Here is a 13,997-nt window from a genome sequence, read left to right as displayed (position 1 = left end):
CGTCCCGCCCCGAGTGCGACACCACGCAGCTCCCGCGGCCACTGGACCTGCCCCACGTCGCGCTCGGCGCCCCGGGGCCGCCAAGGCTTCCGGCCACACTAGGGCCGCGACCAGCGTGTGTGGTGCACAGGAATCCTGCGCACCACACACGGCACTCGCAGCCCTAGCGAGCCGACAGGTCACCCCGCCGTCGAGAGGGACGACTCCCGCAACGCCGGCGCCACCTCGCGGGCGAGCAGCTCGACGGAGCGCCGACTGGACGCGAGCGGCATCCCCGCCCAGTCGGTGCGCAGGACGAAGTGGTCGACGCCGAGGTCGCACCAGGCGAGCAGTGCGCGGCGGCAGTCGTCGGGGTCGCCGATGACGAAGCGGTCGTCGGCGAGAGCGGAGAACTCCATGCGGAACGACTCCCGGTCGGGCATCACCCGGTCCTGGCCCCAGTCGGCGTAGACCTGGTACTTGCCCTCGAGGAACGGGCGCGCCCGCTCCAGCGCCTCCTCGCGGGTGTCCGCGCAGAACACCTCGCGCATGATCGGCCGCTCCCCGCCGGGCGGGAGGCCGTGCGCGGAGCGCTCCGCGTCGTACAGCTCGAGCTGGCGCCGCACCGTCGACGCCGTGGCGTGCGGGTTGATCATCCACGCGTCCGCGAGCCGGGCGGCCCGGCGGACCGCGGCGTCGGAGTTCGCCGCCATCCACACCGGCGGCTCCCCGACCGGCCGCATCAGGGCCTCGGCCCCGTCGAGCCGCGTCCACGGCAGGTCCCGCGTCACGGCCTCACCCCGCCACAGCGCCCGGACGATCGCGAGGTTCTCGGTGAACCGCCGGACCTTGTCCTCCGGCGGCACCCCGAACGCCGCGTACTCCTCGGCGCGGTAGCCCAGACCGACGCCGAACACCGAGCGACCGCCACACACGACGTCGAGGCTCGCGTACGTCTCGGCGGTGTCGACGGGGTGGTGCAGGGCGAGCAGGTGGATGCCGGTGCCGACCGTCATCTCCCCCGCCTCGGCCGCGACCCGCGCGAGCCACGGCAGCGGCTGGATGTGCGCGAACGAGGCCGCGAGGTGGTGCTGCCCGGCGAACACCGAGTCCAGGCCCTCGTCGCGGGCCGTGCGGACCAGTGCGAGTTGCTCGGCCAGCACCGTGCGGGGGTCCTGCTCCGGCCGCCTCTGGTGGGTGAGGAAGACGCCGACGCGGACGTCACCCACGGCACGCCTCGGCGAACGTCGACGCCGGGGTGTCGTCACCCAGACCGAGCACCGCCGCGCGGACGCGGTCGGCGGTGGCGGCGTCGGCCGCCGTCCCGATCGTCTCCGCGAACTTGGCGTCGATGTCGGCGTTGGTGAGCGGGCGCTCGTCGTGCCCGCGGTTGACCTGCTCGCGCCACGTGAGCCGGCGACCGTCGGTGAGCTCGAGCTCGACGTATCCGGAGTACGCGCGCGGGAAGGCGCCCTCGCGGTCCTCGACGACCTCGACCCGCCGCGTCAGCTCCAGGGTCTCCGGGTCGCGCAGGGCGTCGTCGTCCAGCTCGGCCAGCCCGAACCGGCCGCGGCGCAGGGTGGTCGCGACGACGTAGGGCAGCGAGAACTTCGCGTCGTACTCGTCGCGGGGCGCCCACTTGTTCGCGGGCGGCTCGCAGACGACCTTGCCCGGCACCGGGTGGATCGCGCACCGGATCGAGGCGACGTCCTCGGCCCGCACGCCGTGCTCGGCGCGCAGGGCCAGGGTCGCGTCGGCGAAGGCGTGGATGAAGTGGCAGATCGGATAGGGCTTCACCGCGGTGCGCATCAGCTCCCACCGCTCTCCCAGCCCGTCCGCGACGGCCGACGGGTCGGACTCGCGCTGCTGCAGGTGCGTGGCGTAGAGCCCGAAGCGGCCCTCGTACACCGCGGCCGGGCCGCGCCAGTCCTGCTCGGCGAACGCGGCCGCCGTCATGCCGGAGCTCGCCGCCCAGCCCGGGTGCAGGCGCTTCGTCCACGACCCGTCCTCGAGGAACTCCAGCAGCCCCGCCGACATCGACCCGACGATGCCCTGGGCGGCCGTGATGCCCGCGGCGTCCAGCCCCCAGAGCTTCGACGCGGTGACCGCGGCGCCGAACGCGCCGGCGACCGCGGTCGGGTGGAACCCGACGTCGTGGAACCCGCCCGCACCACCGAGCCCGACGCGCGCGGACACCTCGACACCGAGCACGTAGGCGAGCAGGAGGTCGCGGGTGGTCGCGCCCGCCGTCGTCGCCGCCGAGATCGCCGCCGGTAGGGCGGCCGCCGAGACGTGCGTGACCGCGGGGATGTGCGTGTCGTCGAAGTCCATCCCGTGCACGAGGACGCCGTTGAGGGTCGCGGCGTCGCGCGGCGAGAGCCGGTCGGGCATGCCGAGCACGGGGTGCTCGCCGGAGCCCAACCGCCCGAGCGCGGCGCGGGCCTTCGTCGGGAAGTCGTAGACCGTCGAGGCGAACGCCAGCCCCACCGCGTCCAGGACGAGGTACCGGGCGCGCTCGAGCACCTCCTCGGGCACGTCGCCGGGCCGGAGCCCGGCGGCGAAGTCCCCGACGGCGGCGGCGAGCGAGGTCCGCGGTGGGCTGGCGATCGTCATCAGTGACTCTCCTTCGACGAGGGAGGGCGTGCGCCCTATCCCAGGAGCGGCTTGACCTTGGTGCCGAAGTCGTGGACGCCCTGCTCGAAGTCGTCGAAGGTGAACATCATCCCCTCGACCCCGGGCATGCCCGCGACCTGGTCGATCTGGCGGGCGACGGTCTCGTAGGACCCCACGAGCGTCGCCATGTTGAAGTTGACCGCGCCCTCGGGGAGGTTGATCGTGCGCGCGGTCCCGGACGAGTCGGCGGTCTGGTCCGCGCTGCCCTCGTCGGACATGTAGCCGAGCGCGGCGAGGTCGGCACCCGCCTGGTAGGAGTCCCACTTCGCGCGGGCCTCCTCGTCGGTCTCGGCCATGATCGCCATGAACAGCGGCAGCGAACGGACGTCCCGCCCGCTGGCCGAGGCGGCCTTGGCGAGCCGCTCGGTGGGCTCGCGGTAGACCTCCGGGTCGTTCACGCCCGGGGCGAGGATGAAGTTGTAGTCGCCGTACTCGGCGCAGAACTGCATGCCGCGGTCGGACTGGCCGGCGCAGACGATGTCGACCTTGCCCGTGGGCCGCGGCGAGAGCACGCAGTCGTCCATCTGGAAGTACGTCCCGTCGAGGTCGCAGCGCCCCGTCTCCCACAGGTCGCGCAGGACCTTGACGTACTCCGTCGAGTAGTCGTAGCGGTAGCCGAAGTACTCGTCGCCGGGCCACAGGCCCATCTGCTCGTACTCGCCCTTGGCCCAGCCGGAGACGATGTTGACGCCGAAGCGGCCCGGCGCGATCGAGTCGATCGTCGAGGCCATCCGCGCGACCAGCGCCGGCGGCAGCGTCAGCACCGCGGTCGAGGCGTACAGCTTGATCCGCTCGGTGACCGCGGCGAGCCCGGCCATCAGCGTGAACGACTCCAGGTTGTGGTCCCAGAACTCGGTCTTCCCGCCGAACCCGCGCAGCTTGATCATGGACAGCGCGAACGCGAAGCCCTGCGCCTCGGCCTCCTGCACCACACGGCGGTTCAGGTCGAACGAGGGCTTGTACTGCGGAGCGTTCTCCGAGATCAGCCAGCCGTTGTTGCCGATCGGGATGAAGACCCCGAAGTCCATGTCGACCACACCTTCCGTGCACTGGTTCCCTTGTGAGCCGGGCCACGAAAATACATCAGACGTTTAACGGCCGGAAGTCTTTCCCGTGACGACGGCGGGTCGTCGCCGGTGGTGATCGGTCCGTGACTGGAAGAGCTGGGCCGCCCGCAGCGCGAGGGCCTCGGCGTGCGGCGGCGCGATCAGCTGCGCCGAGACCGGGCAGCCGTCGGAGGCCACCCCGGTCGGCACCGCGAGGCCCGGCACGCCGGTGAGGTTGCCGAGCATCGTCGAGCGCGACTGCGCCGCGTAGAGCGGGTACTCGACGCCGTCCACCACGACGGTGCCGTCCAGGCGCGGGGCGGTGGACGGGCAGGTCGGGACGACGATCAGGTCGGCCCGGGCGAACACCGCGTCCAGCTCGCGCTGCAGCTCCACCCGGAACTGCAGGGCGCGCAGGTAGTCGACCGCGGGCGTCGTGATGCCCTGGCTGATGCGCCGCACGACGACCGGGTCGTAGCGGTCCCAGCGGTCGACCTCGATGCGGTGCAGGCTCGCCGCCTCGGTGAAGACGATCGAGTAGCCGACCGCGAGCGCGTCCGCGGCGCCCGGGACCTCCCCGCCGACCACCTCCGCGCCCGCCGCCACCAGATCGGCGACCAGCCCGTCGACGCCCGCCCGCACCTCCGCGTCGCAGAGCTCGGTGAACGCCCCGCCCGGGACCGCGATCCGCAGCCCACGCAGGTCCCGCGGTTCTTCCGGACGGGGTTCCTGCCGCGGGTCGCGCGGGTCGACCCCGGCCAGGACGGCGAACACCCGGGTCAGGTCGGCGGCGCTGCGGGCGATCGGCCCCACGGTCTCCGCGGTCCACGACAACGGCACCACCCCGGACCGCGACACCGCGCCGGCGGTCGGCTTGAGCCCGGTCAGCCCGCACCACGCGGACGGCAGCCGGGTCGACCCGCCGACGTCGGTTCCCAGCGCGAACGGCACCGCCCGCGCGGCCACGGCCGCCGCCGAGCCGGTCGACGAGCCCCCGGCCCAGCGGTCGAGCCGCCATGGGTTGGCCACGGGCCCGAAGCGCGGGGGGTTCGGGCCGCCGACGGCGAACTCCGTGGTCGCGTCCTTGCTGACCGGGATCGCCCCGGCAGCCTCGAGGCGTCGCACGACCTCGGCCGATTCCGTGGCCGGGGAGTCGCCGTGGCAGAACGAGCCCGCCGTCGTCGGGACCCCCACGACGTCGATGACGTCCTTGACGCCGAACGGCACGCCCTCCAGGGCGCGCGGTGTGCCGTCGGCCCAACGCCGCGCGGACTCGGCCGCCGCCGCGGCGGCCCGCTCGTCGAGGAACGCGATCGTGCAGTTGAGGGTCTCGTGCGCGGCGCGCAGGGCAGTCAACGCGTCCGCCACGACCTGCTCGGGCGTCGTCGTCCCCGCGGCGTACGCGGCGAGGAGATCGCCGACGCCCGGGACGTCGTCGCCCGGACCGTCGGACGACGGCTCGTCCAGCGGCACCCGCGCGTGGCGCCGCACCCAGGCGTCGCCGTGGGCGGGGTCGGCCGACAGGTCGAACGGGGCGGGCCGGTCGCGCAGGGCGGCCGTCGACGGCTCCGCGCCGGTGACCGCCGCGTGCATCGCGGCCACGACGTCGTCGTCGAGCGCGAATCCGAGCCGGGCGGCCTGCGCGCGGAGGTCGTCGGCGGACGGCCCGCTCATCCCACCGTCGCCTTGCCCGCCAGCAGGGACTTCGCGACGACGGTGCGCAGGACGTCGTTCGTGCCCTCGCCGATCGACATGAGCGGGGCGTCGCGGTAGAGCCGCTCGACCTCGAACTCCGTGGAGTAGCCGTAGCCGCCGTGGATGCGCATCGCGTCCGTGGCGCACTGCAGCGCGGTCTCCGAGGCGAAGATCTTGGCCATGCCGGACTCGGTGTCCATGCGGACGCCGTCGTCCATCCGCGAGGCCGCCCAGTAGGTCATCAGGCGTGCGGCCTGCAGCTGCACCGCGATCTCGGCGAGGCGCAGCTGGACGGCCTGGAAGTCGCCGATGGGCTGCTTGAAGGCGGTGCGGTCGCGGGCGTAGGCGAGGGCCTCGTCGTAGGCGCGCTGGGCGATGCCGACGGAGCGGGCCGCGATGTTGATCCGCCCGGTCTCCAGCGACGACAGCGCCTGCTGCAGACCCTTCCCCTCGACCCCGCCGAGCAGCTGCGACGACGGGACCCGCACCTCGTCGAGCACGACCTCGCAGGACTCCGTGCCCTTGTAGCCGAGCTTGCCGATGTCCTGGGTGACCGAGAAGCCGTCGCTGTCCGCGGGCACCAGCAGGATGCTCATGCCGCGGTGCGCCGGCTCGGCCCGCGGGTCGGTCTTGACCAGCACCGGCAGCGGATCGGCGTGCCGGGCGTTCGTGATCCACGTCTTCGTGCCGGTGATGACGTAGTCGTCCCCGTCCCGCCGGGCGGTGGTGGAGATGCCCTGCAGGTCGGTGCCCGCGCCGGGCTCGGTCAGCGCGATGCCGGTGCGCCGCTCGCCGGTGGCGAGCTCGGGCAGGTAGGCGTCCCGCTGCTCCTGCGTGCCGTGCCGGGCGATCATCCAGCTCGACACCGAGTGGCTGCCGAGGATGCCCGCGATGCCCATCCAGCCGCGCGAGATCTCCTCGAAGGTCAGCGCGAACGAGACCGTGTCGGCGGCGAGCCCGCCGTACTCCTCGGGGATCGCGAGCCCGAACAGGCCCAGCTTCTTCATGCTCTCGACGATCTCCGTCGGGTACCGCCCGGAGTGCTCCCAGTCGCGGGCCACCGGGACGATCTCCCGGTCGACGAAGTCGCGCAGCGAGTCGCGGTAGAGCCGCTGCTCGTCGGACAGGGTGAAGTCCACTGCTGTCTCCTAGCGGGCGGGCGCCGACGGCGCCTCGGGGGTGGGGTGGGCGGTGCCCTCGACGCCGGAGCCGACCTCGGACAGCGGGCGCGCCGCGTCCTGAGGTGTGGGCGGTGGACCGAAGGCCCCGGCCGCGCGCAACGCGGCCACGCGCTCGTCGTCGTACCCGAGCCCGGCCAGCACGGCGTCGGTGTCCCGGCCCATGGGCGGTCCCCCACGCGCCGGGACGACGTCGTCCCCGGGTGGGCCGACCCGGACCGGGGACCGCAGCGAGCGCACCGTCCCGAACCGGGGGTGCTCGGTCTCGACGACGAGCGCGCGGGCCAGCGTGTGCGGGTCGTCCAGCGCGCCGGCGACCTCGTGGATCGGCGCGCACGGGACGCGCGCGGCGTAGAGCGGCTCGAGCCACTCGTCCACGGTGCGCTCGCGGAAGGCGTCCTCGAGCAGCGGGACGAGCACGTCGCGGTGCCGGTCGCGGTCGGCGAACGTGGCGAAACGCGGGTCGGCGGCGAGGTCGGGGCGGCCCACCACCTCGGTCAGCCGCACCCAGAACTTCTCCTTCGCGCACCCGACGACGAGCCAGCCGTCGGCCGCCTCGAACGCCTGGAACGGCACCAGCGACGGGTGCGCGGAGTGGTGCGTGCGGGCCGGGGTGTAGCCCTCGGTGAGGTGCCACGTCGCCGGGTAGGTCAGCAGACTGACCGCGGTGTCGTAGAGCGAGAGGTCGCAGTCGGTGCCGACCCCGTCGCGGCGGGCGGCGTGGATGCCCGCGAGCAGGGCGATCGCGGCGACGAACCCGCCGGAGTAGTCGACCAGTGAGAGCCCGGTCTTCTGCGGGGCGCCACCCGGCTCCCCGGTCACCGACATCCAGCCCGCCAGCGCCTGCAGGACGTAGTCGTAGCCGCCCTCGTTCGACCGCGGGCCCGTCATCCCGAAGCCGGTCAGCGAGCAGCAGACGATGCGGGGGTTGACGTGGCGCAGGTCCTCGTAGCGGATCCCCAGCTTCTCCGGCACGTCGCCGCGCAGGTTGGAGTAGACGGCGTCCGCGGAACGCACCAGGTCGTGGAAGACCTCGCGGCCCTCGGGCGTCCGGATGTCGAGGACCATCGAGGACTTGTTCTTGTTGAACGACTCGAAGAACAGCGAGTCCTCGCCGCCGGCGTAGGGCGGGACGTAGCGCCCGACGTCGCCGCCCGCGCCCGGGTCCTCGATCTTGATGATCTCGGCACCGAGGTCGGCCAGGTGCATCGAGCCGAACGGCCCCGCGCCGTACTGCTCCAGCGAGACGATCCGGACGTCCTCGAGCGGCCTCACGACGCGCCGTCCAGCGTGAGCGGCTCCGCGGCCTGCGGGAACAGCGACGCCGACCCCGCGGAGTCCCGACGGTGCACGTAGAAGGTCCGCTGGAAACGGAGGACCTCGACCGCGTCCTGGTTCAGCGTGCGGGTCCGGATCGTGACGATGCCCGCGTGCGGGCGGCTCTTCGACTCGCGCTTGTCGAGCACGATCGACTCCGACCAGATGGTGTCCCCGACGAACACCGGGGCCGTGAGCTTCAGGTCGTCGAGCCCGAGGTTGGCGAACGCGTTCTGGGTCGTGTCGGTGACCGACTGGCCCATGGCGATCGCGATCGTCAGCGGCGACGCGACCAGCATCCGACCGAACTCCGAGGACTCCCCGACCTGGGCGTTGAAGTGCGCCTGGTTGGTGTTCATCGTCAGCAGCGTGAACCAGGTGTTGTCGGCCTCGTTGATCGTGCGCCCCAGCGGGTGCTGGTAGACGTCCCCAACCTCGAAGTCCTCGAGGAACCGCCCGCGCCATCCGTCGCGCACCGTCATCGTGCTCCCTCCGTCGACGACCGACGCTAAACGTCAGACTTTTCGGTGACAAGGGCCTCGGCGGAGATGTCCTCGAGGGCCCGGTTGCTGGTGCGCTCGCCCAGGACGAGCAGCACGAGACCCATGAGCAGGGCCGCGACCGCGAGGTAGACGTAGACCGCGGTGAGGCCGAGCCCGGAGAAGATCGCCGCGACCAGCACCCCGCCGAGCACGCCCGCCAGCCGACCGGACCCGTTCGCGATCCCGGACCCCAGGCCGCGCAGCTCGAGCGGGAAGACCTCGGCGATGTAGGTGTAGAGCACCGCGACGCCGGTCTGCATGAACATCGAGGCGAGGAAGCCCGAGACCACGATCCACACCGGGTCGACGACCATCCCGAACACCAGCAGCAGGACCGCCACCACGCACTGCAGGCCGAAGATCAGCGTCTTGCGCTCGACCCGGTCGATCACCGGGAAGGCGAGCAGCGCGCCCGGCACCGCGGCGATCGCGAGCACCGAGGCGTAGGTCAGCGACTCCGCGGTGGTGTAGCCGCGCTCGACCAGCAGCGTCGGCACCCACGAGTTGAAGCCGTAGAAGGACAGGATCAGGAACACGCACGCGGCGGAGGCGACCAGCACCCGCCGTCGGGAAGCACCCCGGAGCAGGTCGCGGACCGTGGCCGTCGGGAGGACGGGCGCGGGCTGCGGCGCCGGCAGGTCGCGGCCGGTCGCCTCGCGGGCCTCGGCCTCCATCCGCGCGACGAGGCGCTCGGTGGCGTCGGTGTCCCGGCCACGGGCGGCCTGCCAGCGCGCCGACTCGGGCAGCACCTTCAGCGCGACCAGCCCGAACACCGCACCGAGCGCGCCGAAGACGAAGATCCAGCGCCACGTGCCGGCGCCGAGCGGGACGACGATCCGGGCGAGCCACGCCGCGATCGGCACCCCGGCCAGCCCGACGGCGAGCAGGATCGCCTGGTACCGGCCGCGCAGGGCGCGCGGGAACATCTCGCTGACGTAGACCAGCAGCACGCCGGTCATCGCCTGGAGCCCGAACCCGGTGAGCACGCGCAGCACCCCGAGGCTCGCCGCGTCCCACGACGCCGCGGAGAGCAGGGAGAACACCGAGTAGAAGAACACCGACCCGATGAGCACCGGCCGGCGCCCGATCCGGTCGGACAGACGGCCGCCGACGATCGCGCCGACGAACATCCCGACGAAGCCCGCGGAGGTCACGACCCCGACGGCGCCGATCGAGAGCCCCCACTCGGTGCGCAGCGCGGGCGCCGCGTAGGCGAAGGAGTTCAGGTCGACGAGGTCGAACACGAACAGCGCCCCGAGCACGACGACCCACCGGCGGTGGGTGCGCGTGATGACGGGCAGCCGGTCGATGCGGGCGGCGAGGTCGGCCCCGCTGCGGCCGGTGGCGGCCGGAGCGGGCGACTGGTCTCTGGAGGTCATCGGCGGGTCCTCTCCGGGCCATCCCCGGCGGCGGCCCGTCCCGACCCGTGCCCTGTGACCGGTCAGTCACCGACCGTTGTTGCTCGGGTCACAAGAGACCGTAAATGTCCGACGTATCGTTCACAAGCCTTGCGCCGGGTCCGGTTCCCCGATGCGGGCGAGGATCGCGCGGGCTCGGTCGACCACCGGCTTGTCGACCATCGCCCCGTCCAGGACCGCCACCGCTCCCCCGGCGGCAGCCTCGACGACCGCCCGCGCCCACCGCACGGTGTCCTCGTCGGGGAGCAGCGCGGCCGCGGTCGGCGCGACCTGGGAGGGGTGGATGCAGAGGCGGGCGGTGAAGCCGCGGGACAGCGCGTGGGCACAGTCCGCGCGCAGCAGTTCCTCGTCCCGCACGGCCGTCGTGACCCCGTCGATCGGCCCCGGGAGGCCGGCCGCCCGCGAGGCGACAGCGAGGACGGAGCGGGCGTGGGAGAGCGCGTCGACGTCGGTGTGGTCGAGCCCGAGCTCGGCGGCGAGGTCGACGCTGCCGAACGCCAGACGCACGACCTCCGGACGACGGGCCGTCTCGGCGGCCGCGAGCAGGCCGACGGCGGTCTCCACGAGCGCGACGACGGACTGGCCGGCGTCGGTCAGCGCCTCCGGCCACGGCGGCGCCGCCTTCGGCAGCATGACCGCGACCCCGCGCTCCCGCGCCATCGCGAGGTCGTCGGCGAACCACGGCGTGTCGGCGCCGTTGATCCGGACCAGCGCGGAGCCGCCGGCGTCGAGCCACCCGGCCACCGCGGTCCGGGCCTCGTCCTTGCCCTCGGGGGCGACGGCGTCCTCGAGGTCCAGCACCACGACGTCGGCGCCGGCGGCGACGGCCTTGTCGAACCGGTCCGGGCGGGCGGCGGGGACGAACAGGAAGGTGGTGGCGGCAGCGGGGTCCACGGGCATGGGCCGACACTCGAACGTCTGACGTTTTGCGTCAAGGACGAGCCGACGGCAGGTACGCTCCCGGTGCGCCCGTCGATTGCGGGCCACCGAGCCCACCGGAGCGTGATCGCCCCTTGGCCCCCACCCGGCCCTCGTCCTCCTCGTCCACGGCCCCCGCGGGCGACGGCGGTTCCTCGCGCGCGACCCCGGCGGCCCGGCTGCGGGTCCAGCGCGTGCGTCCGGCCTACCGCCAGGTCGCCGACGAGCTGCGCGCCCAGATCGTGGGCGGCTCGCTCGGCGCCGGTGAGCGGCTGCCCAACGAGGCCGACCTGAGCCACGCGTTCGGGGTCAGCCGCTCGACGGTCCGCGAGGCCCTGCGGGTGCTCGCGAGCCAGCACCTCATCGAGACCACGCGGGGGGTGCAGGGCGGGTCGTTCGTCGCGGCGCCCGACCCGTCGCGCGTCGTGGAGGACGTCGGCGGGGCGCTCGGCGTCCTCGTCATGACCCCGCAGCTGCGCCTGCACGACCTGCTCGAGGCCCGCCTCATGCTCGAGCCGTCCGCAGCCCGGCTCGCGGCCCAGCGGGCGGACGCCGACACGGTCGAGGCGATCCGCGAGGCCGCCGGTGCCCCGCGCGACCTCCGCGACCCGAGCGGCTTCGTCGGCCACCTGGACTTCCACACGACGGTGCTGATGTCCACCGGCAACCTGATGATCACGATGATGGGCCAGCCGGTGAACGACGTCCTGCGCACCCGGCTGCGCCGCGTCGGCGTCGAGGCCGCCGAGTGGGACCGGGTCGACGAGTGGCACCGCGTGATCGCCGACCACATCGCCGCCGGTGAGGGCGCGGCCGCCGAGGAGGCCATGCGCGACCACCTCATCGCGCTGCGCTCGCTCTACGAACGCGACGGGCTCTGGACCGACGGGCCGACCGACACGTGAGCGCGCCGGCCCGCTGGCGGCATCCGCTTTCCGTACGAACGGGCCGTTCATCACCTTCTTTGGTGACGAACGGCCCGCTCGTGCGGAGCGCGGACGTGGCGGAACGCGGCGATCGGGCCGGCGCCGAGCGGACGGGCTCAGCTCGGTGACGGCAGCCGCCGGGACGGAAGCTCGGTCTCGGTGACGGTGCCGTTGGCGTGCCGCTCCACGCGGTAGGCCTGCGCCCCGTCCCGCTCGGTGAGCGCCTCCGCCAGCTCGGTGCCGCGGTAGAGCAGGCCGGCGCCGTCGTCGGTGGCGTGCGCGGTGGGGAGCACACCGTCGCCGACCAGCCGGCGCAGTGTCGGCCGACGGCCCGGCTCACTGTCGTGGTGCACCCCGTTGGCGTACGGGAGGAACCCGAGCCCGTTCGTGATCGGCTGCAGCTCCGGGCCGAACGAGTCGGTCGTGCCGCCGACGTGCCAGCAGATCGACCCCGCCGACACCCCGGTCAGCACGACGCCCGCCTCCCACGCCTCGCGCATGATCGTGTCCAGCCCGTGCAGGCGCCACAACGCGAGCAGGCCCGCGACGCTGCCGCCCCACACCCAGATCACGTCCTGGGCGAGCAGGTGCTCCCGCACGTCGGCGACGTTCGGCATCGGCAGCAGCGACACGTGGCTCGCCGCCCAGCCGAGGCGCGAGGCGTTGTCGTAGAAGGTCATGACGAGGCGCGGGTCGTCGCCGACGGCGGTCGGGAGCAGGCAGACCCGCGGCGCCCGGCCGGTCACCCCGGCGAGCTCGACGGCGTGGTGGGTCAACGGCGCGACCTGCCAGTCCAGCCGGTCGGAGCGACGCAGTCCCCCGGAGGTCGCCAGGATGATGCGGCGGTCGGCCGACACGGTTACTCCTTCGTAGCAGGTTGTTGGCAATCGAATGGGCGGCTACCTTCTGCGTCGGCCGGGGCTCCAGCAGCGCGGGCCCCTGCCGCCCTACTTCTCGTGCAGCGCGGCGAGGAACTCCTCGGCGAAGTCGTCGACGCCCCGCGCGCCGACCTGGCGTCGCAGGGAACGCCAGGTCAGCGTGAGCCCGTCGTCGTGACCGGCGACCCCGAGCGTGACCGCCATCCGCGGGGACAGGTTCGGCGGGCTGAACCGGACCTCGCGCACGGCGCCGGCCTCGGCGAGATCCCCGAACTCCACCGGGCCGAGGTTCGACAGGATCGTCGACTCCACGAACCGCCCCTCGACGAGCGGCAGCAGCCGCGGCGCGACCCGCTTCACCCCGCGCGGGACCCGCAGCGCGCCGAGCACGTCGACGATCCACCCGGCGGTGCCCTGCTCCTTGACCGCCCGGGTCTGCGCGCTGACGGCGGCGACCGCAGAGTCGGGGTGCTCGAGCTCACGGACCGGGACGACGACCGCCACGTAGCTCGCGAGATTCGCGACGACGTCCTCCTCGCCGCGCAGGTCCACCGGCATCATCACCGAGACGCTGCGCCCGACGTGCGCGCGGTGCCGCCGGTTCCACGTGAGGACGGTGCGCAGGTGGGCGGCGAGCAGGAGGTCGTTGAGGGTGGAGCCCTCCGGCTTCCGCTCCCGCAGGTCGGCGACGACGGCGGGTTCCAGACGGCGGGTCGCGAACGCGTGGTGGGGTCCGTCCTCTCCCCCGTCGCCGGCGATCCGCGTGATGCCGGTGCGCCCGGCGGCGTCGGAGGCGATCTTCGCGGCGCGCGCCCCGACGTCGCGGACGCTCCGGGCGCCGGCCAGTCGGCGGAGGTCGCGGGCCCGGTCGAGGACCGGGCCGTCGTCGGGAAGGGGTCGCCCGGCGTAGGCGTCGACCACGGTCGCGACGAAGCGGACGGCGCCCCGGCCGTCGATCGCGGCGTGGTGGAAGCGGAACATCAGCTCGTCGCCGTCGTCGTGGCGCACCACGACGACGGACACCGCGCGGTCGTCGGGCAGCTCCGACTGGAGAAGCTCCCGGGCGTGGTCGGCGTCGTCGGTGGTGGCGACGGCGAGCGGTGCGTCGAGGACCCACGTGGCGGTGAGCGACCAGGGCGACTCGGGCGCCGACCGCGCGCGGGCCATCGGGTGGCGGTCGGCGGCCGTCGCGAGGGCCTCGGCGAGCCGCACGGTGTCGACGTGCCCCGTCACCCGGACGTCGAGGTGCACCGAGAGGACGGAGACCGCGCGGAGGTCGAGGAAGGCCTCGTCGAGCGGGGTGGCGGTGAGGGAGCGCGGCACGGGCGGGGAGTGTCCCGAGGTCTCTGTCCCGAATCCTGGTGACTCTCGTCGTTGCGGCATTGGGGTGAAGAAACGATCAAGCAGGTCCGTTCGTGTCGCAATGC

At 73.6% G+C, this 13,997-nt stretch carries 12 protein-coding genes; 1 reads left to right on the top strand and 11 read right to left on the bottom strand.

Features of this window, described 5'->3' with window-relative positions:
- Positions 1–179 precede the first annotated feature (179 nt).
- From QRT03_RS24350 to QRT03_RS24310, 9 genes are all read right to left on the bottom strand, one after another.
- On the bottom strand, positions 180–1,208 hold the full coding sequence (locus QRT03_RS24350) for an LLM class flavin-dependent oxidoreductase (RefSeq protein WP_286055696.1): 1,029 nt from the start codon (positions 1,206–1,208) through the stop codon (positions 180–182).
- A complete protein-coding gene (locus QRT03_RS24345) occupies positions 1,201–2,592 on the bottom strand; it encodes an MmgE/PrpD family protein (RefSeq protein WP_286055695.1) in 1,392 nt (463 codons plus the stop codon). Before QRT03_RS24345 ends, QRT03_RS24350 begins: the two co-directional genes overlap by 8 nt.
- Positions 2,593–2,627: 35 nt before the next feature.
- Positions 2,628–3,680 carry a pyrimidine utilization protein A gene (gene rutA, locus QRT03_RS24340; protein WP_286055693.1) on the bottom strand — a complete coding sequence of 351 codons (1,053 nt, stop codon included), beginning with the start codon at positions 3,678–3,680 and terminating at the stop codon, positions 2,628–2,630.
- A gap of 63 nt (positions 3,681–3,743) precedes the next feature.
- Entirely contained in the window at positions 3,744–5,372 is a 1,629-nt protein-coding gene (locus QRT03_RS24335) for an amidase (RefSeq protein WP_286055692.1), read from the bottom strand.
- The gene (locus tag QRT03_RS24330) at positions 5,369–6,532 is read right to left on the bottom strand and encodes an acyl-CoA dehydrogenase family protein (protein WP_286055690.1); all 1,164 of its coding nucleotides are present in this window, start codon (positions 6,530–6,532) and stop codon (positions 5,369–5,371) included. The genes QRT03_RS24335 and QRT03_RS24330 overlap by 4 nt, the downstream gene beginning before the upstream one ends.
- Positions 6,533–6,541: 9 nt before the next feature.
- Complete coding sequence (locus QRT03_RS24325) at positions 6,542–7,846, bottom strand: CaiB/BaiF CoA transferase family protein (protein WP_286055689.1); 1,305 nt, start codon at positions 7,844–7,846, stop codon at positions 6,542–6,544.
- The gene (locus tag QRT03_RS24320) at positions 7,843–8,370 is read right to left on the bottom strand and encodes a MaoC family dehydratase (protein ID WP_286055688.1); all 528 of its coding nucleotides are present in this window, start codon (positions 8,368–8,370) and stop codon (positions 7,843–7,845) included. Before QRT03_RS24320 ends, QRT03_RS24325 begins: the two co-directional genes overlap by 4 nt.
- Positions 8,371–8,396: 26 nt before the next feature.
- Positions 8,397–9,809 (bottom strand): MFS transporter, encoded by a 1,413-nt coding sequence (locus tag QRT03_RS24315; protein WP_286055687.1) that lies wholly within the window; start codon positions 9,807–9,809, stop codon positions 8,397–8,399.
- A gap of 120 nt (positions 9,810–9,929) precedes the next feature.
- A complete protein-coding gene (locus QRT03_RS24310; protein WP_286055686.1) occupies positions 9,930–10,748 on the bottom strand; it encodes an HpcH/HpaI aldolase/citrate lyase family protein in 819 nt (272 codons plus the stop codon).
- A 113-nt stretch (positions 10,749–10,861) separates the two neighbouring features.
- On the opposite strand from QRT03_RS24310, the gene QRT03_RS24305 reads away from it, so the two are divergent.
- Positions 10,862–11,671, top strand: coding sequence for a FadR/GntR family transcriptional regulator (locus tag QRT03_RS24305; protein ID WP_286055685.1), 810 nt, complete (start codon positions 10,862–10,864; stop codon positions 11,669–11,671).
- 137 nt (positions 11,672–11,808) lie between these two features.
- Here the strand turns inward: QRT03_RS24305 and QRT03_RS24300 are convergent, their stop codons facing one another.
- Positions 11,809–12,549, bottom strand: coding sequence for a Type 1 glutamine amidotransferase-like domain-containing protein (locus tag QRT03_RS24300; protein WP_286055683.1), 741 nt, complete (start codon positions 12,547–12,549; stop codon positions 11,809–11,811).
- Positions 12,550–12,639: 90 nt separating this feature from the next.
- On the bottom strand, positions 12,640–13,893 hold the full coding sequence (locus QRT03_RS24295; protein WP_286055682.1) for a hypothetical protein: 1,254 nt from the start codon (positions 13,891–13,893) through the stop codon (positions 12,640–12,642).
- Between the last annotated feature and the right edge of the window lie 104 nt (positions 13,894–13,997).

This window comes from Actinomycetospora termitidis, from assembly GCF_030286555.1.
GTDB lineage: Bacteria > Actinomycetota > Actinomycetes > Mycobacteriales > Pseudonocardiaceae > Actinomycetospora > Actinomycetospora termitidis.
The sequence above is the reverse complement of the archived record's forward strand: the minus strand, read 5'-3'. Positions and strand labels throughout refer to the sequence as shown.

What these genes read in the sequence shown, in the direction of transcription:
- QRT03_RS24345 (WP_286055695.1), bottom strand. Translation starts at nt 2,592, where the DNA reads ATGACGATCGCCAGCCCACCGCGGACCTCGCTCGCCGCCGCCGTCGGG.
- QRT03_RS24320 (WP_286055688.1), bottom strand. Translation starts at nt 8,370, where the DNA reads ATGACGGTGCGCGACGGATGGCGCGGGCGGTTCCTCGAGGACTTCGAG.
- QRT03_RS24315 (WP_286055687.1), bottom strand. Translation starts at nt 9,809, where the DNA reads ATGACCTCCAGAGACCAGTCGCCCGCTCCGGCCGCCACCGGCCGCAGC.
- QRT03_RS24310 (WP_286055686.1), bottom strand. Translation starts at nt 10,748, where the DNA reads ATGCCCGTGGACCCCGCTGCCGCCACCACCTTCCTGTTCGTCCCCGCC.
- rutA (WP_286055693.1), bottom strand. Translation starts at nt 3,680, where the DNA reads ATGGACTTCGGGGTCTTCATCCCGATCGGCAACAACGGCTGGCTGATC.
- QRT03_RS24335 (WP_286055692.1), bottom strand. Translation starts at nt 5,372, where the DNA reads ATGAGCGGGCCGTCCGCCGACGACCTCCGCGCGCAGGCCGCCCGGCTC.